This window comes from Duganella sp. HH101 (assembly GCF_001758795.1).
In the GTDB taxonomy this organism is placed as follows: Bacteria; Pseudomonadota; Gammaproteobacteria; order Burkholderiales; family Burkholderiaceae_D; genus Rugamonas; species Rugamonas rivuli.
Genome location: NZ_LRON01000012.1, coordinates 1 through 23694, shown reverse-complemented (window position 1 = coordinate 23694; position 23694 = coordinate 1). Strand labels below are relative to the sequence as shown.

Annotated in this window: 21 protein-coding genes and 1 pseudogene; 10 read left to right on the top strand and 12 right to left on the bottom strand. The window is 64.4% G+C overall.

The window, feature by feature from the left end; all coding sequences use genetic code 11:
* Window position 1: 1 nt before the first annotated feature.
* Entirely contained in the window at window positions 2-1102 is a 1101-nt protein-coding gene (locus tag DUGA2_RS19110; RefSeq protein WP_070267118.1) for an aromatic ring-hydroxylating dioxygenase subunit alpha, read from the bottom strand.
* Window positions 1103-1423: 321 nt separating this feature from the next.
* On the opposite strand from DUGA2_RS19110, the gene DUGA2_RS19105 reads away from it, so the two are divergent.
* From DUGA2_RS19105 to DUGA2_RS19090, 4 genes are all read left to right on the top strand, one after another.
* Complete coding sequence (locus DUGA2_RS19105; RefSeq protein WP_070267119.1) at window positions 1424-1681, top strand: exodeoxyribonuclease VII small subunit; 258 nt, start codon at window positions 1424-1426, stop codon at window positions 1679-1681.
* Window positions 1678-2580, top strand: a complete 903-nt coding sequence (locus DUGA2_RS19100) for a polyprenyl synthetase family protein (protein WP_070267120.1) — start codon at window positions 1678-1680, stop codon at window positions 2578-2580. Before DUGA2_RS19105 ends, DUGA2_RS19100 begins: the two co-directional genes overlap by 4 nt.
* Window positions 2581-4449 carry a 1-deoxy-D-xylulose-5-phosphate synthase gene (gene dxs / locus DUGA2_RS19095; protein ID WP_070271095.1) on the top strand — a complete coding sequence of 623 codons (1869 nt, stop codon included), beginning with the start codon at window positions 2581-2583 and terminating at the stop codon, window positions 4447-4449.
* Window positions 4450-4555: 106 nt separating this feature from the next.
* The gene (locus DUGA2_RS19090) at window positions 4556-5347 is read left to right on the top strand and encodes a M48 family metalloprotease (RefSeq protein ID WP_070267121.1); all 792 of its coding nucleotides are present in this window, start codon (window positions 4556-4558) and stop codon (window positions 5345-5347) included.
* Window positions 5348-5353: 6 nt separating this feature from the next.
* Here the strand turns inward: DUGA2_RS19090 and DUGA2_RS19085 are convergent, their stop codons facing one another.
* The 4 genes from DUGA2_RS19085 to DUGA2_RS19070 form a co-directional block, all read right to left on the bottom strand.
* Window positions 5354-6145, bottom strand: coding sequence for a M48 family metalloprotease (locus DUGA2_RS19085; protein WP_070267121.1), 792 nt, complete (start codon window positions 6143-6145; stop codon window positions 5354-5356).
* A gap of 106 nt (window positions 6146-6251) precedes the next feature.
* Entirely contained in the window at window positions 6252-8120 is a 1869-nt protein-coding gene (dxs, locus tag DUGA2_RS19080; protein ID WP_070271095.1) for a 1-deoxy-D-xylulose-5-phosphate synthase, read from the bottom strand.
* Window positions 8121-9023 carry a polyprenyl synthetase family protein gene (locus DUGA2_RS19075; protein ID WP_070267120.1) on the bottom strand — a complete coding sequence of 301 codons (903 nt, stop codon included), beginning with the start codon at window positions 9021-9023 and terminating at the stop codon, window positions 8121-8123. It abuts the gene before it with no gap.
* Window positions 9020-9277: an exodeoxyribonuclease VII small subunit gene (locus DUGA2_RS19070; protein ID WP_070267119.1), complete on the bottom strand. Its 258-nt coding sequence runs from the start codon at window positions 9275-9277 to the stop codon at window positions 9020-9022. The genes DUGA2_RS19075 and DUGA2_RS19070 overlap by 4 nt, the downstream gene beginning before the upstream one ends.
* A 321-nt stretch (window positions 9278-9598) precedes the next feature.
* Between DUGA2_RS19070 and DUGA2_RS19065 the strand changes: the two genes are divergently transcribed.
* The 3 genes from DUGA2_RS19065 to DUGA2_RS19055 are packed head-to-tail and all read left to right on the top strand — an operon-like array spanning window position 9599 to window position 12498.
* On the top strand, window positions 9599-10699 hold the full coding sequence (locus tag DUGA2_RS19065) for an aromatic ring-hydroxylating dioxygenase subunit alpha (protein ID WP_070267118.1): 1101 nt from the start codon (window positions 9599-9601) through the stop codon (window positions 10697-10699).
* Between the two features lie 7 nt (window positions 10700-10706).
* The gene (locus DUGA2_RS19060; RefSeq protein WP_070267117.1) at window positions 10707-11630 is read left to right on the top strand and encodes a DMT family transporter; all 924 of its coding nucleotides are present in this window, start codon (window positions 10707-10709) and stop codon (window positions 11628-11630) included.
* A gap of 13 nt (window positions 11631-11643) precedes the next feature.
* Window positions 11644-12498, top strand: a complete 855-nt coding sequence (locus DUGA2_RS19055; RefSeq protein WP_070267116.1) for a sulfurtransferase — start codon at window positions 11644-11646, stop codon at window positions 12496-12498.
* Here DUGA2_RS19055 and DUGA2_RS33630 read toward each other — a convergent pair.
* The 5 genes from DUGA2_RS33630 to polA all read right to left on the bottom strand — a co-directional run bounded on the left by DUGA2_RS33630 (window position 12495) and on the right by polA (window position 17709).
* Window positions 12495-12737, bottom strand: coding sequence for a hypothetical protein (locus DUGA2_RS33630; protein ID WP_168167754.1), 243 nt, complete (start codon window positions 12735-12737; stop codon window positions 12495-12497). The two genes, DUGA2_RS19055 and DUGA2_RS33630, sit on opposite strands and share 4 nt — an antisense overlap.
* A gap of 37 nt (window positions 12738-12774) precedes the next feature.
* Window positions 12775-13056, bottom strand: a complete 282-nt coding sequence (locus DUGA2_RS32820; protein ID WP_071658844.1) for a hypothetical protein — start codon at window positions 13054-13056, stop codon at window positions 12775-12777.
* 61 nt (window positions 13057-13117) lie between these two features.
* Window positions 13118-13819 (bottom strand): ZIP family metal transporter, encoded by a 702-nt coding sequence (locus DUGA2_RS19045; protein WP_008445231.1) that lies wholly within the window; start codon window positions 13817-13819, stop codon window positions 13118-13120.
* A 185-nt stretch (window positions 13820-14004) separates the two neighbouring features.
* Window positions 14005-14889: a dienelactone hydrolase family protein gene (locus DUGA2_RS19040; protein WP_070267114.1), complete on the bottom strand. Its 885-nt coding sequence runs from the start codon at window positions 14887-14889 to the stop codon at window positions 14005-14007.
* 45 nt (window positions 14890-14934) lie between these two features.
* Window positions 14935-17709, bottom strand: coding sequence for a DNA polymerase I (polA, locus tag DUGA2_RS19035; RefSeq protein WP_070267113.1), 2775 nt, complete (start codon window positions 17707-17709; stop codon window positions 14935-14937).
* 248 nt (window positions 17710-17957) lie between these two features.
* Between polA and DUGA2_RS19030 the strand changes: the two genes are divergently transcribed.
* The 3 genes from DUGA2_RS19030 (at window position 17958) to DUGA2_RS19020 (ending at window position 20171) form a co-directional block, all read left to right on the top strand.
* Window positions 17958-18362 (top strand): hypothetical protein, encoded by a 405-nt coding sequence (locus DUGA2_RS19030; protein ID WP_070267112.1) that lies wholly within the window; start codon window positions 17958-17960, stop codon window positions 18360-18362.
* A gap of 79 nt (window positions 18363-18441) precedes the next feature.
* Window positions 18442-19401 carry a homoserine kinase gene (locus DUGA2_RS19025; protein WP_070267111.1) on the top strand — a complete coding sequence of 320 codons (960 nt, stop codon included), beginning with the start codon at window positions 18442-18444 and terminating at the stop codon, window positions 19399-19401.
* A complete protein-coding gene (locus DUGA2_RS19020; RefSeq protein WP_070271093.1) occupies window positions 19398-20171 on the top strand; it encodes a BPSS1780 family membrane protein in 774 nt (257 codons plus the stop codon). Before DUGA2_RS19025 ends, DUGA2_RS19020 begins: the two co-directional genes overlap by 4 nt.
* A gap of 70 nt (window positions 20172-20241) precedes the next feature.
* On the opposite strand, the gene DUGA2_RS19015 is transcribed toward DUGA2_RS19020, so the two are convergent.
* Both DUGA2_RS19015 and DUGA2_RS19010 read right to left on the bottom strand, forming a co-directional pair.
* Window positions 20242-22545, bottom strand: coding sequence for a UvrD-helicase domain-containing protein (locus tag DUGA2_RS19015; protein ID WP_070271092.1), 2304 nt, complete (start codon window positions 22543-22545; stop codon window positions 20242-20244).
* A gap of 133 nt (window positions 22546-22678) precedes the next feature.
* Window positions 22679-23694 (bottom strand): annotated as a pseudogene (locus DUGA2_RS19010) (DUF4175 domain-containing protein); the annotation flags it as partial.

Here is a 23694-nt window from a genome sequence, read left to right as displayed (position 1 = left end):
CCTAGAGCTCGATATTGGCCCGGTACCACTCGTGGAAGTGCTGCATGCCGTCTTCCATCGGCGACTGGTAAGGACCGGCGTCGCTGGTGCCGCGCTTCATCAGCGCCTTGCGGCCGGCGTCCATGCGCTGGGCGATCTCGTCGTCCTCGACGCAGGTTTCCATGTAGGCTGCGCGTTCGGCCTCGATGAACTCGCGCTCGAACAGCACGATCTCTTCGGGGTAGTAGAACTCCACCACGTTCTTGGTGCGCTGCGGGCCGTCCGGCCACAGGGTCGAGACGATCAGCACGTGCGGATACCATTCGACCATGATGTTCGGGTACAGCGTCAGCCAGATCGCGCCGTACGGCGGCGGTTCGCCGCCACGGAACTTGAGCACCTGCTCCTGCCAGCGCTTGTAGATCTCGGAGCCGGACTTCTGCAAGCCCTTGTTGACGCCGACGGTCTGCACGCTGTAGTCGCGGCCGAATTCCCAGCGCAGGTCGTCGCAGCTGACGAAGCCGCCCAGGCCCGGGTGGAAGGGCTCGACGTGATAGTCCTCCAGATAGACCTCGATGAAGGTCTTCCAGTTGTAGTTGCACTCGTGGACTTCGACGTGGTCGAACATATAGCCGGAGAAATCCAGGTCCTTCGTCACCGACAGGTCCTTGAGCTTATCCATGACGTCATAGCCGTTCTGCTCGAACAGCAGGCCGTTCCAGCTTTGCAGCCTGGTCTTGGGCAGGTTCAGGCAGGGCGTTTCCGGGAAGTGCGGCGCACCGATCAGCTCGCCCTTGAGGTCGTAGGTCCAGCGGTGCAGCGGGCAGACGATGTTGTTGGCGTTGCCGCGGCCGTTGAACATCAGCGCCTGGCGGTGGCGGCAGACGTTGGACAGCACTTCCAGCCCGTTTGCGTTGCGCACCAGCATACGCCCTTCATCTTCGGAGACGAGGGTCGCGAAATCGCCGCTGTTCGGCACCATCAGCTCGTGCCCGATATAGCGCGGGCCGGCGTGGAATAATTGCTGCATTTCTCGCTGCAGTAGCGCTTCGTCAAAATAGACGTCAACCGGAAGTTGCGCGTTCGAACGCGCCAGCTTGGCGTGGGTACCCAGATCGGACATCCCAACCCCCCTTAATATGTACATCAAACCAAAGAGAGACAGAATCCGTAAAGACCTGAATTCAATTCGTTGAAAATGGTATTTCGGACAGAACCGGAGATTATACCGCGTTTCTCCCCGTTTCAGCGGACTGCCGTGCCCGTTTCCGGGCAAAAGCTTGCATAAACTGCATGCCGATAGGGGATATGGGGGCGATTGCGATAAAATCCATGGTTTCCGCCCTGCGCCGGGGCCTATAGTTCCACCGGATAAGGTGGTTTGTTCTAAAATAACGGGCTACACTGCGCTGGCACGTGTTTTTGCCAAGAAACCTGAGTGACTATGTCTAAGAAATCAACTGCCGACGCGACCGCCGCCGCCCCCGTCTCGTTTGAAGAAGCGATGGCGGAGCTGGCGCAGCTGGTTGCCCAAATGGAGGCAGGCCAACTGCCGCTGGAAGCTTCGGTGGCCGCCTATGCGCGCGGCTCCGAGCTGGTGAAATTCTGCGCCGCCCAGCTGGAAAAAGTGGAATCCCAGGTCAAGGTGCTGGAGGGCGACATGCTCAAGCCCTTCGCCGAAGCCGCCGAGGCCGAACAATGAACGGCGCCTTCGACGATTGGATGAAAACCGTGCAGGCGGCATCGGAAAACGATTTATCCGCTTATTTGCCCACTTCGCTGCCTGACGCCGCCGCTGCTCCAGACAAGCTGCACGCGGCGATGCGCTATGCGCTGCTGGGTGGCGGCAAGCGCGTGCGTCCGCTGCTGGTGTACGCGGCCGGCGCGCTGTTCGGCGCCGACGCGGCCATCCTGAGCCGCGCCGCCGCTGCGGTGGAAATGATCCACGCCTACTCGCTGGTGCACGACGACATGCCGTGCATGGACGACGATGAACTGCGCCGCGGCAAGCCGACGGTGCACGTGGCCTACGACGAAGCGACCGCGCTGCTGGTCGGCGACGCGCTGCAATCGCAAGCCTTCCTGGTGTTGTCCGAAGCGGACAGCATTCCAGCGGCACGCCAGGTGGCGATGCTGCGCCTGCTGGCGCACGCGTCCGGCTCGGCCGGCATGTGCGGCGGTCAGGCGATCGATCTCGACAGTGTCGGCCTGAGCCTGACGCTGGAACAGCTGGAGCAGATGCACCAGCTGAAAACCGGCGCGCTGCTGCGCGCCGCGGTGGTACTGGGCGCGCTGGCCGGCAAGGATCTGGAACCGGCCGAACTGCAGGCGCTGAACGACTACGCGCGCGCCATCGGCCTGGCCTTCCAGGTGGTGGACGACGTGCTCGACGCCACGGCCGATTCGGCCACGCTGGGCAAGACCGCCGGCAAGGACGCCGCCGACAACAAGCCGACCTATGTCTCGATCCTGGGTCTGGAACCGTCGCGCGCCCTGGCGCAACAATTGCGGCTCGACGCGCACGCAGCGCTCGCGCCGTTTGGAGAAAAAGCTCTGCGGTTACGCGAACTCGCGGATTTGATCGTGCAGCGGAAGGCATAAATGAAATTGCTCGAAAACATAGACTCACCAGCGGATGTGCGCAAACTGGCGCGCACCCAGCTGACGCCGCTCGCGCATGAACTGCGCAGCTACCTGCTCGATTCGGTGTCGAAGACCGGCGGCCACCTGTCGTCCAACCTCGGCACGGTCGAACTGACCGTGGCGCTGCACTACGTGTTCAACACGCCGCACGACCGCATCGTGTGGGACGTGGGCCACCAGACCTATTCGCACAAGATCCTCACCGGCCGCCGCGAGCGCATGCACACGCTGCGCCAGCTGGGCGGCATCTCCGGCTTCCCGAAACGCGACGAAAGCGAATACGACACCTTCGGCACCGCCCACTCGTCGACCTCGATCTCGGCCGCGCTGGGCATGGCGCAGGCGGCCAAGATCAAGGGCGAGCACCGCCACGCGATCGCCGTGATCGGCGACGGCTCGATGACGGCCGGCATGGCCTTCGAAGCGCTGAACAACGCCGGCGTCCAGGAAGACCTGAACCTGCTGGTGATCCTGAACGACAACGACATGTCGATCTCGCCGCCGGTGGGCGCGCTGAACCGCTACCTGGCGCGCCTGATGTCGGGACAGTTCTACGCCGCCGCCAAGAACGTCGGCAAGTCCGTGCTGCCCGGCCCCGTGCTGGAACTGGCCAAGCGCCTGGAGGAACACGCCAAGGGCATGGTGGTCCCGGCCACGATGTTCGAGGAATTCGGCTTCAACTACATCGGCCCGATCGACGGCCACGACCTCGAATCGCTGGTGCCGACGCTGCAGAACATCAAGCAGCTCAAGGGCCCGCAGTTCCTGCACGTCGTCACCAAGAAGGGCCAGGGCTACAAGCTGGCCGAGGCGGAACCGGTGCTGTACCACGGCACGCCGAAATTCAATCCGGCCGAAGGCATCAAGCCGGCCGCCGCGCCGGGCAAGATGAGCTACACCGACGTCTTCGGCAACTGGCTGTGCGACATGGCCGCCGCCGACAAGAAGCTGGTCGGCATCACGCCGGCCATGCGCGAAGGTTCGGGCATGGTGCGCTTCGAGCAGGAATATCCTGACCGCTACTTCGACGTCGGCATCGCCGAGCAGCACGCCGTCACCTTCGGCGCCGGCCTGGCTTGCGAGGGCCTGAAGCCGGTGGTGGCGATCTACTCCACCTTCCTGCAGCGCGGCTACGACCAGCTGATCCACGACGTGGCGCTGCAAAACCTGGACGTGACCTTCGCGCTGGACCGCGCGGGCCTGGTGGGCGCGGACGGCGCCACCCACGCCGGCAACTACGACCTGGCCTACCTGCGCTGCATCCCGAACATGGTGGTGATGGCTGCCTCGGACGAAAACGAATGCCGCCAGATGCTGAGCACCGGCTACCACTACAAGGGACCGGCGGCGATCCGCTACCCGCGCGGCGCCGGCGCCGGCGCGGCGATCCAGCCGGAGCTGACGACCATTGAAATCGGCAAGGGCGAGATCAAGCGCAAGGGCCAGAAGATTGCCATTTTGGCCTTCGGCTCGATGGTGGCTCCGGCCACGGCCGCAGGCGAGGCGCTGGACGCCACCGTGGCGAATATGCGCTTCGTCAAGCCGCTGGACGTGGAACTGATCAAGCAGCTGGCGGCCGAACATGATTACCTGGTGACGGTGGAAGAGGGTTGCATCATGGGTGGCGCGGGCGCCGCCGTGGCTGAAGCGCTGGCCGCCGAAGGCATCGTCAAGCCGTTGCAGATGCTCGGCCTGCCGGACAAGTTCATCGACCATGGCGACCCGGCCAAGCTGCTGGCCAGCGTGGGCCTGGACGCCGCCGGCATCACCGCCTCGATCAAGGCGCGCCACGCCGCCGAGCCGCGCCTGGTGGTCAATAACGGCTAAATACCGTTGCTGTTACGCTCAAAGCCGCCTCCGGGCGGCTTTTTTCTTGCCTATCGCAAAGGTGCATCCTATATTGGTATAAACAGTTTATTCGGTTTATATCGCCATGAATGCCGCCGCCTCCCTGTTTTCCGGTTTGCTGTTCGCCTGTGGGACGGCGGGCGCGCAGGTGCCTGAGTCGGGCAGGGCGCAGGAGTTGAGCTTCAGCGCGGAGGAAGTGGCCAGCACCGTGGAAGACCGCTATATCGACCGCGTGGTCGAACTGGCCGCCGCCGGCCGCCTGGACGATGACCGCGCCTTGCTGGCCCGCCTGCAAACCATAGGCGCTGGCCTGATACGGGCCGCCGTGGCGTTGAAGCCGGAAGCGGCCGCCTGGCAATGGGAATTTCATACGACCAGCGACACCGAAGTCGACGCCATCTGCATGGCGGGCGGCAAAATCCTGGTGGGCAGCGCCTTCGTGCGCCAACTGGCCCTCAGCGACGGCGAACTGGCGACCCTGCTGGGCCACGAAGTCGCCCACGCGGTCGCCGAACATCACCGCGAAACCTTGTCGGAAGCGCTATTCCTGAACCGCTATCCGGCCGTGCCGCTGGAAGTGGTGCTGGAACGGCTGGAGAGCGACCTGTCGGTGCAGATCCGGCTTTCCAAGCTATCGAGCCTGCAGGAATCCGAGGCCGACCAATTGGGCATGGTGCTGGCGCACCGTGCCGGCTGGCCGGCTGCCGACATGGTCGGCTTCTACCGCAAGCTGTCCGACGGCGACCAGCTGGCGCTGGTGGCCGGCGCCTATCCGGCCAGCGCCTCGCGCCTCAGCATGGCCAAGGGCATGGCGCTGCTGTTCCAGGCCGATAAGTTTGGGGTCAAGTCTGACATTCGGACACGAGCTGTTCCGTAGCGGCCGCTACGGAACAGCTCGTGTCCGAATGTCAGACTTGACCCCAAACTTATCGGCCTGGAACAGCAGCGCCATGCCCTTGGCCATGCTGAGGCGCGAGGCGCTGGCCGGATAGGCGCCGGCCACCAGCGCCAGCTGGTCGCCGTCGGACAGCTTGCGGTAGAAGCCGACCATGTCGGCAGCCGGCCAGCCGGCACGGTGCGCCAGCACCATGCCCAATTGGTCGGCCTCGGATTCCTGCAGGCTCGATAGCTTGGAAAGCCGGATCTGCACCGACAGGTCGCTCTCCAGCCGTTCCAGCACCACTTCCAGCGGCACGGCCGGATAGCGGTTCAGGAATAGCGCTTCCGACAAGGTTTCGCGGTGATGTTCGGCGACCGCGTGGGCGACTTCGTGGCCCAGCAGGGTCGCCAGTTCGCCGTCGCTGAGGGCCAGTTGGCGCACGAAGGCGCTGCCCACCAGGATTTTGCCGCCCGCCATGCAGATGGCGTCGACTTCGGTGTCGCTGGTCGTATGAAATTCCCATTGCCAGGCGGCCGCTTCCGGCTTCAACGCCACGGCGGCCCGTATCAGGCCAGCGCCTATGGTTTGCAGGCGGGCCAGCAAGGCGCGGTCATCGTCCAGGCGGCCGGCGGCGGCCAGTTCGACCACGCGGTCGATATAGCGGTCTTCCACGGTGCTGGCCACTTCCTCCGCGCTGAAGCTCAACTCCTGCGCCCTGCCCGACTCAGGCACCTGCGCGCCCGCCGTCCCACAGGCGAACAGCAAACCGGAAAACAGGGAGGCGGCGGCATTCATGGCGATATAAACCGAATAAACTGTTTATACCAATATAGGATGCACCTTTGCGATAGGCAAGAAAAAAGCCGCCCGGAGGCGGCTTTGAGCGTAACAGCAACGGTATTTAGCCGTTATTGACCACCAGGCGCGGCTCGGCGGCGTGGCGCGCCTTGATCGAGGCGGTGATGCCGGCGGCGTCCAGGCCCACGCTGGCCAGCAGCTTGGCCGGGTCGCCATGGTCGATGAACTTGTCCGGCAGGCCGAGCATCTGCAACGGCTTGACGATGCCTTCGGCGGCCAGCGCTTCAGCCACGGCGGCGCCCGCGCCACCCATGATGCAACCCTCTTCCACCGTCACCAGGTAATCATGTTCGGCCGCCAGCTGCTTGATCAGTTCCACGTCCAGCGGCTTGACGAAGCGCATATTCGCCACGGTGGCGTCCAGCGCCTCGCCTGCGGCCGTGGCCGGAGCCACCATCGAGCCGAAGGCCAAAATGGCAATCTTCTGGCCCTTGCGCTTGATCTCGCCCTTGCCGATTTCAATGGTCGTCAGCTCCGGCTGGATCGCCGCGCCGGCGCCGGCGCCGCGCGGGTAGCGGATCGCCGCCGGTCCCTTGTAGTGGTAGCCGGTGCTCAGCATCTGGCGGCATTCGTTTTCGTCCGAGGCAGCCATCACCACCATGTTCGGGATGCAGCGCAGGTAGGCCAGGTCGTAGTTGCCGGCGTGGGTGGCGCCGTCCGCGCCCACCAGGCCCGCGCGGTCCAGCGCGAAGGTCACGTCCAGGTTTTGCAGCGCCACGTCGTGGATCAGCTGGTCGTAGCCGCGCTGCAGGAAGGTGGAGTAGATCGCCACCACCGGCTTCAGGCCCTCGCAAGCCAGGCCGGCGCCGAAGGTGACGGCGTGCTGCTCGGCGATGCCGACGTCGAAGTAGCGGTCAGGATATTCCTGCTCGAAGCGCACCATGCCCGAACCTTCGCGCATGGCCGGCGTGATGCCGACCAGCTTCTTGTCGGCGGCGGCCATGTCGCACAGCCAGTTGCCGAAGACGTCGGTGTAGCTCATCTTGCCCGGCGCGGCGGCCGGCTTGATGCCTTCGGCCGGATTGAATTTCGGCGTGCCGTGGTACAGCACCGGTTCCGCCTCGGCCAGCTTGTAGCCCTGGCCCTTCTTGGTGACGACGTGCAGGAACTGCGGGCCCTTGAGCTGCTTGATGTTCTGCAGCGTCGGCACCAGCGATTCGAGGTCGTGGCCGTCGATCGGGCCGATGTAGTTGAAGCCGAATTCCTCGAACATCGTGGCCGGGACCACCATGCCCTTGGCGTGTTCCTCCAGGCGCTTGGCCAGTTCCAGCACGGGGCCGGGCAGCACGGACTTGCCGACGTTCTTGGCGGCGGCGTAGAACTGTCCCGACATCAGGCGCGCCAGGTAGCGGTTCAGCGCGCCCACCGGCGGCGAGATCGACATGTCGTTGTCGTTCAGGATCACCAGCAGGTTCAGGTCTTCCTGGACGCCGGCGTTGTTCAGCGCTTCGAAGGCCATGCCGGCCGTCATCGAGCCGTCGCCGATCACGGCGATCGCGTGGCGGTGCTCGCCCTTGATCTTGGCCGCCTGCGCCATGCCCAGCGCGGCCGAGATCGAGGTCGACGAGTGGGCGGTGCCGAAGGTGTCGTATTCGCTTTCGTCGCGTTTCGGGAAGCCGGAGATGCCGCCCAGCTGGCGCAGCGTGTGCATGCGCTCGCGGCGGCCGGTGAGGATCTTGTGCGAATAGGTCTGGTGGCCCACGTCCCACACGATGCGGTCGTGCGGCGTGTTGAACACGTAGTGCAGCGCCACGGTCAGTTCGACCGTGCCGAGGTTGGACGACAGGTGGCCGCCGGTCTTCGACACCGAATCGAGCAGGTAGCTGCGCAGTTCATGCGCGAGCGGCGTCAGCTGGGTGCGCGCCAGTTTGCGCACATCCGCTGGTGAGTCTATGTTTTCGAGCAATTTCATTTATGCCTTCCGCTGCACGATCAAATCCGCGAGTTCGCGTAACCGCAGAGCTTTTTCTCCAAACGGCGCGAGCGCTGCGTGCGCGTCGAGCCGCAATTGTTGCGCCAGGGCGCGCGACGGTTCCAGACCCAGGATCGAGACATAGGTCGGCTTGTTGTCGGCGGCGTCCTTGCCGGCGGTCTTGCCCAGCGTGGCCGAATCGGCCGTGGCGTCGAGCACGTCGTCCACCACCTGGAAGGCCAGGCCGATGGCGCGCGCGTAGTCGTTCAGCGCCTGCAGTTCGGCCGGTTCCAGATCCTTGCCGGCCAGCGCGCCCAGTACCACCGCGGCGCGCAGCAGCGCGCCGGTTTTCAGCTGGTGCATCTGCTCCAGCTGTTCCAGCGTCAGGCTCAGGCCGACACTGTCGAGATCGATCGCCTGACCGCCGCACATGCCGGCCGAGCCGGACGCGTGCGCCAGCAGGCGCAGCATCGCCACCTGGCGTGCCGCTGGAATGCTGTCCGCTTCGGACAACACCAGGAAGGCTTGCGATTGCAGCGCGTCGCCGACCAGCAGCGCGGTCGCTTCGTCGTAGGCCACGTGCACCGTCGGCTTGCCGCGGCGCAGTTCATCGTCGTCCATGCACGGCATGTCGTCGTGCACCAGCGAGTAGGCGTGGATCATTTCCACCGCAGCGGCGGCGCGGCTCAGGATGGCCGCGTCGGCGCCGAACAGCGCGCCGGCCGCGTACACCAGCAGCGGACGCACGCGCTTGCCGCCACCCAGCAGCGCATAGCGCATCGCCGCGTGCAGCTTGTCTGGAGCAGCGGCGGCGTCAGGCAGCGAAGTGGGCAAATAAGCGGATAAATCGTTTTCCGATGCCGCCTGCACGGTTTTCATCCAATCGTCGAAGGCGCCGTTCATTGTTCGGCCTCGGCGGCTTCGGCGAAGGGCTTGAGCATGTCGCCCTCCAGCACCTTGACCTGGGATTCCACTTTTTCCAGCTGGGCGGCGCAGAATTTCACCAGCTCGGAGCCGCGCGCATAGGCGGCCACCGAAGCTTCCAGCGGCAGTTGGCCTGCCTCCATTTGGGCAACCAGCTGCGCCAGCTCCGCCATCGCTTCTTCAAACGAGACGGGGGCGGCGGCGGTCGCGTCGGCAGTTGATTTCTTAGACATAGTCACTCAGGTTTCTTGGCAAAAACACGTGCCAGCGCAGTGTAGCCCGTTATTTTAGAACAAACCACCTTATCCGGTGGAACTATAGGCCCCGGCGCAGGGCGGAAACCATGGATTTTATCGCAATCGCCCCCATATCCCCTATCGGCATGCAGTTTATGCAAGCTTTTGCCCGGAAACGGGCACGGCAGTCCGCTGAAACGGGGAGAAACGCGGTATAATCTCCGGTTCTGTCCGAAATACCATTTTCAACGAATTGAATTCAGGTCTTTACGGATTCTGTCTCTCTTTGGTTTGATGTACATATTAAGGGGGGTTGGGATGTCCGATCTGGGTACCCACGCCAAGCTGGCGCGTTCGAACGCGCAACTTCCGGTTGACGTCTATTTTGACGAAGCGCTACTGCAGCGAGAAATGCAGCAATTATTCCACGCCGGCCCGCGCTATATCGGGCACGAGCTGATGGTGCCGAACAGCGGCGATTTCGCGACCCTCGTCTCCGAAGATGAAGGGCGTATGCTGGTGCGCAACGCAAACGGGCTGGAAGTGCTGTCCAACGTCTGCCGCCACCGCCAGGCGCTGATGTTCAACGGCCGCGGCAACGCCAACAACATCGTCTGCCCGCTGCACCGCTGGACCTACGACCTCAAGGGCGAGCTGATCGGTGCGCCGCACTTCCCGGAAACGCCCTGCCTGAACCTGCCCAAGACCAGGCTGCAAAGCTGGAACGGCCTGCTGTTCGAGCAGAACGGCTATGACGTCATGGATAAGCTCAAGGACCTGTCGGTGACGAAGGACCTGGATTTCTCCGGCTATATGTTCGACCACGTCGAAGTCCACGAGTGCAACTACAACTGGAAGACCTTCATCGAGGTCTATCTGGAGGACTATCACGTCGAGCCCTTCCACCCGGGCCTGGGCGGCTTCGTCAGCTGCGACGACCTGCGCTGGGAATTCGGCCGCGACTACAGCGTGCAGACCGTCGGCGTCAACAAGGGCTTGCAGAAGTCCGGCTCCGAGATCTACAAGCGCTGGCAGGAGCAGGTGCTCAAGTTCCGTGGCGGCGAACCGCCGCCGTACGGCGCGATCTGGCTGACGCTGTACCCGAACATCATGGTCGAATGGTATCCGCACGTGCTGATCGTCTCGACCCTGTGGCCGGACGGCCCGCAGCGCACCAAGAACGTGGTGGAGTTCTACTACCCCGAAGAGATCGTGCTGTTCGAGCGCGAGTTCATCGAGGCCGAACGCGCAGCCTACATGGAAACCTGCGTCGAGGACGACGAGATCGCCCAGCGCATGGACGCCGGCCGCAAGGCGCTGATGAAGCGCGGCACCAGCGACGCCGGTCCTTACCAGTCGCCGATGGAAGACGGCATGCAGCACTTCCACGAGTGGTACCGGGCCAATATCGAGCTCTAGGAAAACGATGCAGTCACTTTGGATGTTGTTTGCCAGTTTCATGTTCGCCGCCATGGGGGTGTGCGTGAAGCTGGCCTCGGAGGAATTCTCCACATCCGAAATCGTGATGTACCGTGGCGTGGTCGGCGTGGCCGTGCTGTTTTCCATCATCAAACTTCAAGGCGGCAAATTCACCACCACCATGCCGGGCGCCCATCTGTGGCGCGGGCTGGTCGGCGTGGTGTCGCTGTGGTTGTGGTTCTACGCCATCGCCAAGCTGCCGCTGGCCACCGCCATGACCCTCAACTACATGGCGCCGATCTGGATCGCCGTCTGGCTGTTCGCGATGGGCTGGTGGCATGCCAGGAACCAGGTCAGGTGGCCGCTGATGGCGGCGGTCGGCATGAGCTTTGTCGGCGTGACGCTGCTGCTGCAACCGGCCTTCCATGCCAATCAACTGACGCCGGCGCTGATCGCGCTCAGCTCCAGCGTGCTGTCGGCCATGGCCTATATGCAGGTGCGCAAGCTGGGCCTGGCGGGCGAGCCGGAGAACCGCGTGGTGTTCTACTTCTCGGTGATGAATCTGGTAGCCGGTATCGCCGGCAATTTCGTGTTTGCCGGCGACCAGGGCGCGGTATGGCATCCGATCCATACCATGCACGGCGGCCTGCTGTTGCTGGGCATAGGCATCTGCGCCACCAGCGCGCAGATCGCCATGACGCGCGCCTATCGCCTGGGCCAGACGCTGGTGGTGGCCAATCTGCAGTACACCGGCATCGTGTTTTCCAGCGTGTGGGGCGTGCTGGTGTTCGGCGACGTGTTCAGCTGGCATAGCTGGGTGGGCATAGGCGTGATACTGGTGTCCGGTGTGGCCGCAACGTTTTACAATACGCGTAACACCGAGCGCGGTAAGGCGATAGCCAATACCGACCCCATAGCCAGCGAAGTCTAAGGAAACCCGGAATATGTACACCACTCTGATCAGCGCCGCCGACCTGTCCCAGCACCTGACCGACGACAATTGGGTGATACTCGATTGCCGCCATGACCTGATGAACCCGAACGCCGGCCGCGACGGCTTTGCCATCGGCCATATCCAGAACGCGCAGTTTGCCAACATCGACAGCGACCTGTCGGGCGCCAAGGTCGGCGCGGACGGCAAGTTCCGCGGCCGTCATCCGCTGCCGGAGCGCGCGGCGCTGATCGACACGCTGCGCGGCTGGGGCATCAACGACGATACGCAAGTGGTGGCGTATGACGCGCACGGCGGCATGTTCGCGGCGCGCTTGTGGTGGCTGCTGCGCTGGGTGGGACATCCGGCGGTGGCGGTGCTGGACGGCGGCCTTGCCGCCTGGCAGTCGCAAGGCTTGCCGATGGCGACGCCCGAAGCGCCACGCGCACGCGGTGGCATCAGCGAGCGGGCTTCGCTGGTGGAGACGGTGTCGGTGGAGGATGTGGTGGCCAACCTGGCCACGCAGGCCCGCACCGTGGTCGACGCCCGCGCGGCCGACCGTTATCGCGGCGAGAACGAGACCATCGATCCGGTGGGCGGCCATATTCCCGGCGCGAAGAACCGCTTCTTCAAGGACAACCTGAACGCCGACGGCCGCTTCAAGGACGCCGCGCAATTGAAAGAGGAATTCGCGCCGCTGTTCGCCAGCGCGGCGCAGGCGATCATGCAATGCGGCTCGGGCGTGACGGCCTGCCACAACCTGCTGGCACTGGAAGTGGCCGGCCTGTCGGGCGCGGCGCTCTACCCCGGCTCCTGGAGCGAATGGTGCGCCGACCCGACCCGGCCGGTGGCGACTGGCGCTCACTAGATTTTTCGCACCCGCGCCTGGCGCACCCAGCGCGTCACCGTGATTGCACCGCCAACAAGGGTGTACTCGATAACATGCCCGGTTTTGGCAATGGGAAAGCGCCTGGTATTGCGACGCCGCGTCGGTGTGCCTATCCCCGGCTGCATTGCGATGGCATCCAACGCAGCCGAAACCCGTTGCTGAATCAGAATGCTGGTGCTTGGATCTTGCGCCCCGATGCGGTGCAGCGAGTTATTCAACGAGGTTCGCGCGCGCGAATTCCAGCGCACCGGTAGTTTAGCCGGCGTTCCGCTTCCGCTTGGCATAACTCTCTACTATGCGTCTTGCTTCCGCCATGACTTCTTCATTTGGAATGGTCCGGCCAGCGGCAATATCTTCTTCAGCTTCAAGATCGGCCCGCACGCCGTCCTCCACATCCTCGAATCCGTAGAGCCAGACGTCAGGCCAAAGGTGCTCCGGAGTGACATCCGCAAGGCTCGCAATCCGTTCAAGGCGAGCGCGATCGGCGGCGGAGAGGGCCGCTAACGCTTCAGCTTGCTTTTTTTGTCTGGAGTTCATCCCGCCATGATACTCCCGGCGCCGCCTGACGCAAGCGCGCGGGATTGAGCGGTCACAAGGCTCAGTGGCCGCGCGTGAGGAACAGCACGATGATGACGCCGAGGGCGATCAACAGCACTTGCGGGATGGTTTCGCGCAGCGTGGCGCGGCGCTGCATCTGCGGCATCAGGTCGCTGACGGCGATGTAGATGAAACCCGACGACGCAAACACCAGCACATACGGTATCAGGCTGCTGGCGCGGTCCAGCGTGTAATAGCCCAGCAAACCGCCGGCGATCGCCAGCAGGCTGCACAGCAAATTGTAGATGTAGGCCCGCGTGCGCGAGAAGCCGGCGTTGAGCAGCACGATGAAGTCGCCGATCTCCTGCGGTATCTCGTGCGCGATGATGGCCAGCCCCGTCACCAGCCCCAGCTCGGGATTGGCCAGGAAGGCCGCCGCGATCAGGATGCCGTCGGTGAAGTTGTGCATGCCGTCGCCGACCAGGATCATCCAGCCGGCCTTGCCCGCCTCGCGTTTGTCGTGGCCGTGATGGTGGTGGTGGCCGTCGCCCTCGTGGTGGTGCGAATGGCGCAGGATGGCCGTCTTCTCCAGCAGGAAGAAGGCCAGCAGGCCGGCCAGCAGGGTCGCGAACAGGCTGCGCGCGCTGGCGCCCGATTCGAACGCTTCCGGCAAGGCGTGCAGCAAAGAGGTCGACAGCATGATGCCCACCGACAGGCTGACCATGCGCTCCACCACCTTGGACAGCAGCGTAAACGAGAACACCGCGGCAGCGGTGATGCTGACGACGCCGGCAACCGTGGTGGCCAGTAGGATGGAGATGAGTACGGGATCGATGTTATAGCCTCTTGTAGCAGGGACCGTGCCGCTGCGCGCAGGCCGGGGGCGTTATTTTACCGCCCGGCCCGGTTTTGTGCTCATCTTTGGCTAAAAGCCCGGAAAAACAGCCCTTAGATGACGCCGTTTTGCTTGAACCAGGCCAGCAGACGGCCCCAGCCATCCTTGGCGTCGGCTTCGACGTAGCTGGCGCGGTAGTCCGCGTTAAAGGCGTGGCCGGAGTTCGGATAGATGACGAAAGTGGACTTGTTCGGCCCCTTGGCCAGCGCCGCCTTCATGACCGTGATCGATTCCTGGCTGATGCCGGTGTCCTTCAAGCCGTACAGGCCCAGCACGGGTACGCTCAGAGATCCAGCGATATCAACTGGGTGCCTGGGAGTCACCGGAGTGCTGTCGCCCAGCAGCCGGCCATACCAGGCTACGCCGGCCTTGATGCTCGGGTTGTGCGCGGCGTACATCCAGGTGATGCGGCCGCCCCAGCAGAAGCCGGTGATGCCGATCTTGTCGCCGTTGCCGCCGTTGGCCTTGGCCCAGGCCACGGTCGCGTCCAGGTCGGCCATCACTTGCGCGTCCGGCGTCTTGGAGATGATGTCGCGCTGCAGTTCGGCGATCGAGGCGGCTTTTTGCGGATCGCCCTGGCGCACGAACAGGTCCGGCGCCAGCGCCAGGTAGCCCTGCTTGGCGAGGCGGCGGGCGACGTCGGCGATGTGCTCGTGCACGCCGAAGATTTCCGACACCACCAGTATCACTGGCAGATTGGTCTTGCCTTCCGGCTGGGCGCGGTACACGGGTACTTGCACGCCGTCCACCGTCAGGGTGATGGTGCCGGCGGTCAGGCCGGCGGTATCGGTCTTGATGACGTTCTGCGCCACCACCGGCAGCGCGGCGGCGGCAAAGCCGGTGCCCAGCGCCACCTTCAGGAAGTCGCGGCGGTCGACGCCGTCCGACAGACTGGTCTTGGTCAACAAACTCTCTGCATCCTGCGTCAAATCATCCATGCGATTCCTCCGTATTTAGCGTGCGAAAGCTCAGTTCGCCGAGGCTCAGTGAGCCTCGTCCCAGTTCTTACCGACACCGACTTCGGCGGTCAGCGGAACCTTCAGCTCCGCCACGCCGGCCATCAGCTTCGGCAGCATCTCCTTGACCAGCGCCAGTTCGGCGTCCGGCACCTCCAGCACCAGTTCATCATGCACCTGCATGATCATCTTGGTCTGCAGCTTATCCTTTTCCAGCCAGTCCTGCACCGCCACCATGGCGAGCTTGATCAGGTCGGCCGCCGTGCCCTGCATCGGCGCGTTGATCGCGGCGCGCTCCGCACCCTGGCGGCGCGGGCCGTTCGGCGAATTGATCTCCGGCAGCCACAGGCGGCGGCCGAACACCGTCTCCACATAGCCGCGCGCCTTGGCCTGCAAGCGCGTGTCGTCCATGTACTGCTTGACGCCCGAGAAACGCGCGAAGTAGCGGTCGATATAGCTTTGCGCCGCGCCGCGCTCGATGCCCAGGTTGCCGGCCAGGCCGAAGGCGCTCATGCCGTAGATCAGGCCGAAGTTGATCACCTTGGCGTAGCGGCGCTGCTCGCTGGAGACGTCGTCCTTCTCCACGCCGAAGATCTCGGCGGCCGTGGCGCGGTGAATGTCGACGCCCTCGGCAAACGCGCGCAGCATGTTCTCGTCTTCCGAGATGTGCGCCATGATGCGCAGCTCGATCTGCGAATAGTCGGCCGACACGATGTGGCTGCCCGCCGGCGCGATGAAGGCTTCGCGGATGCGGCGGCCTTCCTTGGTGCGGATCGGGATGTTCTGCAGGTTCGGGTCGTTGGAGGCCAGACGGCCCGTCACCGCCACCGCCTGCGCGTAGTTGGTGTGCACGCGGCCGGTTTCCTGGTTGATCCCTTTCGGCAGCTTGTCGGTGTAGGTCGACTTCAGCTTCGACAGGCTGCGGTATTCCAGCAGTACTTTCGGCAGCGGATAGTCCTCGGCCAGCTTTTGCAGCACTTCCTCGTCGGTGGACGGGGCGCCGCTCGGGGTCTTCTTCACCACCGGCAGTTTCAGCTTCTCGAAGAAGATCTCGCCGATCTGCTTAGGCGAGCCGAGGTTGAACGGCTGCTCGGCCAGCTCATGCGCCTTCGCTTCCAGCTCGACAATGCGCGCGCCCAGCTCGGCCGACTGGATGTTGAGCAGCTCGGCGTCGATGTGCACGCCGTTGCGTTCGATCTTTTGCAGCACGACGGCGGTCGGCAGTTCGATGTTGCGGTAGATGAAGTTCAGTTTGGCGTCGTTCTCCACTTCGCCGATCATGGCCTGGTGCAGGCGCAGCGTGATGTCGGCGTCTTCCGCCGCGTACTCGGTGGCGCGGCCGATCTCCACCTTGTCGAAGGTGATCATGCTGGCGCCCTTGCCGCACACATCCACGAACGGTATCGTCGTGTGGTTCAGGTGGCGCAGCGCCAGGCTGTCCATATCGTGCGTGCGGTGCGATTCGAATACATACGATTCGAGCAGCGTGTCATGCTGAATGCCTTGCAGCTTGACGCCGTGGTTGGCGAAGATGTGGCTGTCGTACTTCAGGTTCTGGCCGACCTTGAGCTTGCTCGCGTCTTCCAGCCATGGCTTCAGTTTGGCCAGCACGTGCTCGCGCGACAGCTGCTCCGGCACGCCCTGGTAGCTGTGCGCGACCGGGATGTAGCAGGCCACGCCCGGCTCCACCGACAGCGAAATGCCGACCATCTGGGCCGTCATCGGCTCCAGCGACGTGGTTTCGGTGTCGACGGCGGTCAGCTTGGCGGCGTCGATCAGGGCGATCCACTTGTCCAGCTGCTCGTCGGTCAGCACGGTTTCATAGTTGGTGTCGAGCTTGGGCGCATCGCCGAACATGTCCAGGTTGGCGGAAACGGCGCCGCCGGCCGCCGGTTCAGCGGCGGCCGCGGGGCTGGCCTTGCCCACCGGTGCCTGCGGCGTGGCCGTGCCCAGCTCGCGCAGCAGCGTCTTGAAGCCGTACTTGCTGAAGAAGGCCAGCAGCGTTTCCTTGTCCTCGCCGCGCGCCACCAGCGATTCGGCGATCGTCGTCATGTGCCCGGACAGGTCGCAGTCCAGCTTCACGGTGATCAGCTCGCGGCCTTTCGGCAGCCATTCCAGCGCGTTGCGCAGGTTTTCGCCAACCGCGCCGCCGATCTGGGCGGCGTTGGCGATCACGCCGTCCAGCGAGTCGTAGGCGGTCAGCCACTTCAGCGCGGTCTTCGGGCCGCACTTGGAGACGCCGGGCACGTTGTCGACGGTGTCGCCGATCAGGGTCAGGTAGTCGATGATGCGGTTCGGCGGCACGCCGAACTTGGCCAGCACGCCGGCCTCGTCCATCTTCTCGTTGGTCATGGTGTTGATCAGCATGACCTTGTCGTTGACCAGCTGCGCCAGGTCCTTGTCGCCGGTGGACACCACCACGTTCAGGCCGGCCTGCGCCGCCTGCACCGACAGCGTGCCGATGACGTCGTCCGCCTCCACGCCGTCGACCATCAGGATGGGCCAGCCCATGGCCTTGACCGCCTCGTGGATGGGTTCGATCTGCAGGCGCAGGTCGTCCGGCATCGAGGCGCGCGTGGCCTTGTACTCGGGATACATGTCGTCGCGGAAGGTCTTGCCCTTGGCGTCGAACACGCAGGCGATGTAGGCGGCCGGGAAGTCGGCGCGCAGACGGCGCAACATATTGACCATGCCGTGCATGGCGCCGGTCGGATGGCCGTCCGCGCTGCGCAGGTCGGGCAGCGCGTGGAAGGCGCGATAGAGGTAACTGGAACCGTCAACTAACAGCAGGGTATTTTGCATAGACACTAGATATGGGTGAGGGCGCCGCGCAACAATGGCGGCTAGGCCACGAACGAATGGCGCATTATCGCAGGTTTTGGCGGCGCTTCCCCTGCCCGCGACCGTCTTTTCAAAATAACAATACCCCAGCGCCACTGTGGGGAAATCGGCTTTTAAAAACAGAGAACCGTGTCTGTTTGTTACAATGGATCATACATAAAAATTTGACGGTTTTTCACACCCGACTTTCACCCCTAAGGCGATCCATCATGATGCGCACGACCACCCTCTTGCCTGCCCTCCTCCTGACGCTGTTCGCCCACACGGCGTTTGCCCAGTCGACTCCGAGCCAGGCTCCGCCAAAACTGGAAAAGATAGAGGAAATGGCCGACGATCCGATCACCGTGACAGCCAAGCCGGCGCAGGAGCGCCAGATCACGGAAAAGCGTGACAACAGTGGCCAGGTGGTGGAAGCGACCGTCAAAAGCGGCCCCAGCACTTACAAAGTGAAACCCAACCATCCCGCCGGCACCGCCCTGCCCGGCGACGCCATGGGCAGCGCCAACCGCGGCCCGCAATGGACGGTGATGGAGTTCGACATCGGCAAGAAGAAGAAAAAAACCACGGAAGAAGACGGCTCGTCGGACACCGCCGCCCCGCCAGCCGTGAAATAAAGCGCACGCCCGCCCAGCGGGCGTCCCCCGGCGCCCGCACGACTGCGGCGCCGCCCACCGAACCTCATCAAGTTTTCACATGGCAGTTTTTACCCCGGTCAGCCTGGATGACCTTACCCCGTGGATCAAGCAGTTTCCCCTCGGCCAAGCCCTGGCGCTCAAAGGCATCGCCAGCGGCATTGAAAACAGCAACTTCTTCCTGACGACGGAGCGCGGCGAGTTCGTGCTGACCATCTTCGAGAACCTGTCCTTCGAGCAGTTGCCGTTCTACCTCAAGCTGATGCACCACCTGGCCGACCGCGGCGTGCTGGTGCCGGCGCCGGTCGCCAACGACCAGGGCGAGCTGATCGTCGCCCTGCACGGCAAGCCCGCGTCCATCGTCACCAAGCTGGAAGGCAAGTCGCAGATGGATCCGCAGCCGGTGCATTGCGCCGCCGTCGGCGCCATGCTGGCGCGCATGCACCTGGCCGCCGTCGACTATCCGCTGCAACAGCCCAATCTGCGCGGCCTGGACTGGTGGAACGAGACCACGCCGCAAGTACTGCCCTTCCTGGACGACAGCTGCGCCCACCTGCTGCGCGCCGAGATGCACTTCCAGGAAGCGTTTGCCGCCTGCGCCACCTATCACCAGTTGCAGCGCGGTCCGGTGCACGCCGACCTGTTCCGCAACAACGTGATGTTCGACGGCGAGCGCCTGACCGGCTTCTTCGACTTTTACTTCGCCGGCTGCGACACCTGGCTGTTCGACGTCGCCGTCACCGTCAACGACTGGTGCATAGCCCTCGACACCGGCGTGCTGGACCCGGCCCGCGTGCGCGCCCTGCTGGACGCCTACCATGCCGTGCGCCCGTTCACCGACGCCGAACAGAGCGCGTGGCAGCCGATGCTGCGCGCGGCGGCGCTGCGCTTCTGGCTGTCGCGCCTGTACGACTTCCACCTGCCGCGCGAGGCGGAGATGCTGACGCCGCACGACCCCGGCCACTTCGAGCGCATCCTGCGCGAACGCATCGCCACGCCGGCGCCGGAGCTGCGCGGATGAGCAAACTTCCCGCACGCACCGGCTGGCATTGGGTCAAGCAAGCCTTGCAGCTGTTCCGCAAGCAGCCGGGCGCGCTGATGGCGCTGTTCTTCTGCTGCATGTTCATGTCGCTGTTTTCGCTGGTGGTGCCGCTGCTCGGCTCGGTGGCGCCGACGCTGCTGGCGCCGATGTTCAGCATCGCCCTGCTGCAAGCCTGCGCCGATATCGACCATGAGCAGCGCGCCTTGCCCCGGCTGGTGTTCTGCGGCTTCCGCAAGCCCGCGCGCGGACCGCTGCTGGGCTTGGGCCTGATGTACCTGCTGGTGATGCTGTTCGCGCTGGCGGTGCTGAGCTGGCTGGACGACGGCGTGCTGATCAAGATGGCCACGCGCCAGATCCCGATGGACAAGGACATGCTGGAAAACTCGCGCAGCGCGCTGTTCGTCTCGTCCGGCATCTACATGCTGGGCTGGATGCTGACCAGCCTGGCCGCGCCGCTGATCTACTGGCAGAAGATGACGCTGGCCAAGGCGCTGTTCTTCAGCGTGGTGACGGTGGCGCGCGACTTCAAGGCCTTCCTGGCGGCGGCCGTGGTGCTGTTCCTGATGTTCCAGATCGGCAGTGCGATCCCGGTGCTGCTGTTCGATTCGGCGCAGCTGGAAGTGACCGCCATCTTCACGCTGTTCCTGATCATGGTGGTCCTGATGCACTGCACGCTGTACGCCTGCTACCGCCAGATCTTCGGCACGCCGGAGGCCAGCGCGCCGCCGGCGACACCCCCGCATGCCTGAGCGATACGCCCGCCGCGGCACTTAGGGGTCTGACCCCGAACGGGGTCAGACCCCGCCTGGCCGTGCGGGGTTAACGGCCCAGCCGCTCCAGCTTGGCGATGCTCAGGTCCAGCACCTTCATGCCGTGGCTGCCGAAGTTGATCTGCGCGCGGGCATTGTTGCCGCTGCCCTCGATGTTGACGATCACCCCCTCGCCGAACTTGCCGTGCGCAACGGACTCGCCGATGCGCCAGCCCGAGCCGGGCGACTTCTGCGCGATCTTTTGCGCGATGGCGTTGTCCGAGCCGACCAGCGGCGTCTCGTCCCAGGCCGACTTCTTGTTGGCGAACCAGTGCGACTGCACCTTCGGCGACAGCCACTTCAGCGATTCCTCCGGCAGCTCATCGAAGAAGCGCGACTTCATGTTGTAGCGGGTCTGGCCGTGCAGCATGCGGGTCTGCGCAAAGCACATGTACAGGCGCTGGCGCGCGCGCGTGATCGCCACGTACATCAGGCGGCGTTCCTCTTCCACGCCGTCGTGCTCGCGCGAGCTGCTCTCGTGCGGGAACAAGCCCTCTTCCAGGCCGGTGATGAAGACGTTGTTGAACTCCAGCCCCTTGGCCGAGTGCACCGTCATCATCTGCACGGCTTCCTGGCCGGCGGTGGCCTGGTTGTCGCCCGCCTCCAGCGACGCGTGCGACAGGAAGGCCGACAGCGGCGACATCACGGTCGGCAGCGCGGCGTCGGCGTCGAGGATCTCGAAGCCGTCTTCGTTGACGATCGGTACGCCGGCCTGGGCCTGCGCCTGCGGGCCCAGGTGGGCCGGGGCGCCCTGGCCGTAGCCCTCTTCGGACACGAACTGGGTCGCGGCGCTGACCATCTGCTCCAAGTTCTCGATGCGGTCGGCGCCTTCCTTTTCGGTCTGGTAGTGGGTCAGCAGGCCGGAAGCCTCCAGCACCACGCGCACCAGTTCCGGCAAGGCCATCTGCTGCGTTTCAAAGCGCGCGCCCTCGATCAGCTTGACGAAGCCGCCCAGCGACGAGCCGGCCTTGCCCGCCACATACGGGACGGCGGCATACAGCGAAATGCGGTGCTGTTCGGCGGCCGCCTGCAATGCCTCGATCGAGCGCAGGCCGATGCCGCGCGTCGGGAAATTGACCACGCGCAGAAAGGCCGAGTCGTTGTGCGGATTGTCCATCAGCTGCAGATAGGCGATCGCGTGCTTGACCTCGGCGCGCTGGAAGTAGCGCAGGCCGCCGTACACGTGGTACGGAATGCCGGCCGAGAACAGCGCATGCTCGATCACGCGCGACTGCGCGTTGGAGCGGTACAGCACGGCGATCTCGCTGCGGGCGGCGCCGTCGGCGATCAGGCTCTTGGTTTCCTCGATGATCCACTGCGCCTCGGCCAGGTCGGAGCTGGCTTCGTACACGCGCACCTGTTCGCCGTGGCCGGCGTCGGTGCGCAGGTTCTTGCCCAGGCGCTTGCTGTTGTTGGCGATCAGCACGTTGGCGGCGTCGAGGATGTGGCCGTGCGAGCGGTAGTTCTGCTCCAGCTTGATCAGGTTCTGCACCTTGAACTCGCGCTCGAAGGCGCTCATATTGCCGACGTTGGCGCCGCGGAAGGCGTAGATGCTCTGGTCGTCGTCGCCGACGGCGAACAAGGCGCTGCCGCCGTCGCGCTCGCCGTGGCCGGCCAGCAGCTTGAGCCACTTGTATTGCAGGTCATTGGTATCCTGGAACTCGTCGACCAGGATGTGCTTGAAGCGCTGCTGATAGTGTTCGCGCAGCGGCTGGTTACGGCTGAGCAGCTCGTAAGTGCGCAGCAGCAGCTCGGCGAAATCGACCACGCCTTCGCGCTGGCACTGGTCGTCGTAGAGTTGGTAGAGCTCGCACTTCTTGCGCTCGTCGGCGTTGTAGGGTTCGATCTTGTCGGCGCGCAGGCCCTGGTCCTTGGCGCCGTTGATGAAGTACATCACCTCTTTCGGCGGAAACTTCTCGTCGTCGACGTTGTGGGCCTTGATCAGGCGCTTGATGGCCGACAGCTGGTCCTGGGTATCGAGGATCTGGAAGGTCTGCGGCAGCGCGGCGTCGCGGTGGTGGGTGCGCAGCAGGCGGTTGCACAGGCCGTGGAAGGTGCCGATCCACATGCCGCGTGTATTGATCGGCAACATCGCCGACAAACGCGTCATCATTTCCTTGGCCGCCTTGTTGGTGAAGGTGACAGCCAGCAGGCCCGACGGCGACACCTGGCCGGTTTGAATCAGCCAGGCGATGCGGGTCGTCAGTACACGGGTTTTGCCGGAACCGGCGCCCGCGAGGATCAGGGCGCTTTGTGCCGGCAGGGTCACGGCGGCGAGTTGTTCGTCGTTGAGGTTATGAAGAAGATTGTGCATCCCGTGATTATACCGGTACTGGCTGCATACACAGTACTCCGGGGTCAAGTCTGACATTTGGACACGGGCTCTGCCGTAGTGAACACTACGGCAGAGCCCGTGTCCAAATGTCAGACTTGACCCCAGCGGTTAATTACGCGGACGGCGCGGGCACGGCTTTGCCGGTCTTGACGGCGTCCTTGATCAGCTCCTTCATGGCGCGCTCGGCTTCGCGGCTGGCCTTGGCCTGCTCGCGGCCCAGCTCGCCCATGGCCTGGCCCAGCTCAGCCATCGGCTTGCCGGCTTCCGCCATCTGCTTGCTCAGCGCCTGCATGGGTTGATGCATGGCCTGGATTTTCGCCTGTTGCGGCGCCAGCTCGCGCTGGTATTGCGCCATCTGCTTTTGCAGCGGTTCCATTTCCGCCTGCAGCGCGGCCTGGCGCTCGTGGAAGCGGCGTACTCTTTCCGGCGTCGGATCGTCGCCCATGTCGCGCGCCGCCTGTTCGATGCGCCGTCCCACCGCTTCCTGCTGCCGCGCTATCCGGTCCATCTGGCGCTGCTGGCGGTCCATGTCCAGCTGGATCTTGTCGCCGACGTCATGACCGAGCCTGTCCATCTGACGGCCCAGTTCGTCCATGACCTTGCCTTGGGCGTCCATTTTCCTGCCCTGCGCATCCATTTTTTCACCGATGCGGTTGACGGGCGCCCAGGCTTCGTCGGCCTTGGCGATGGCCGCGGGGTCTTGGATCAGGTAAGTCTTGTCGCCGTCGCGGAACCAGATGAAATCGCCTTTGACGGTGCGGCGCGCGGTCTCGATTTTGTTCAGGTCCGTGCGGGAAGCGGACACCGTGATGCCTTCCTTGTTGGCATGCACCAGCGCGTAGCCGGCATTGCGGCTGTCACGGTCGTAGCGGAAGTTCTGCACGCCAGTCATACGCGGCGCCGGTGGCGCCGGTGGCGCGGGCGGTGCAGGCAAGGCGGCCGGCGCGGCCGGCGCTGACGGGGCGGCCATCATGGGCAACGCAGGTACGGCAGGCACCGCAGGCAAGGCGCGCATCACCTTGGCAGGCTTGGCTGGCTTGGCCGGTTTGGCAGGCGCTGCCGGAACGGCGGGCACGGCTTCGGCCGCTATCGGCTCGGCAGGTTCGGCCGGCTCAGGCGGTGCTGGCG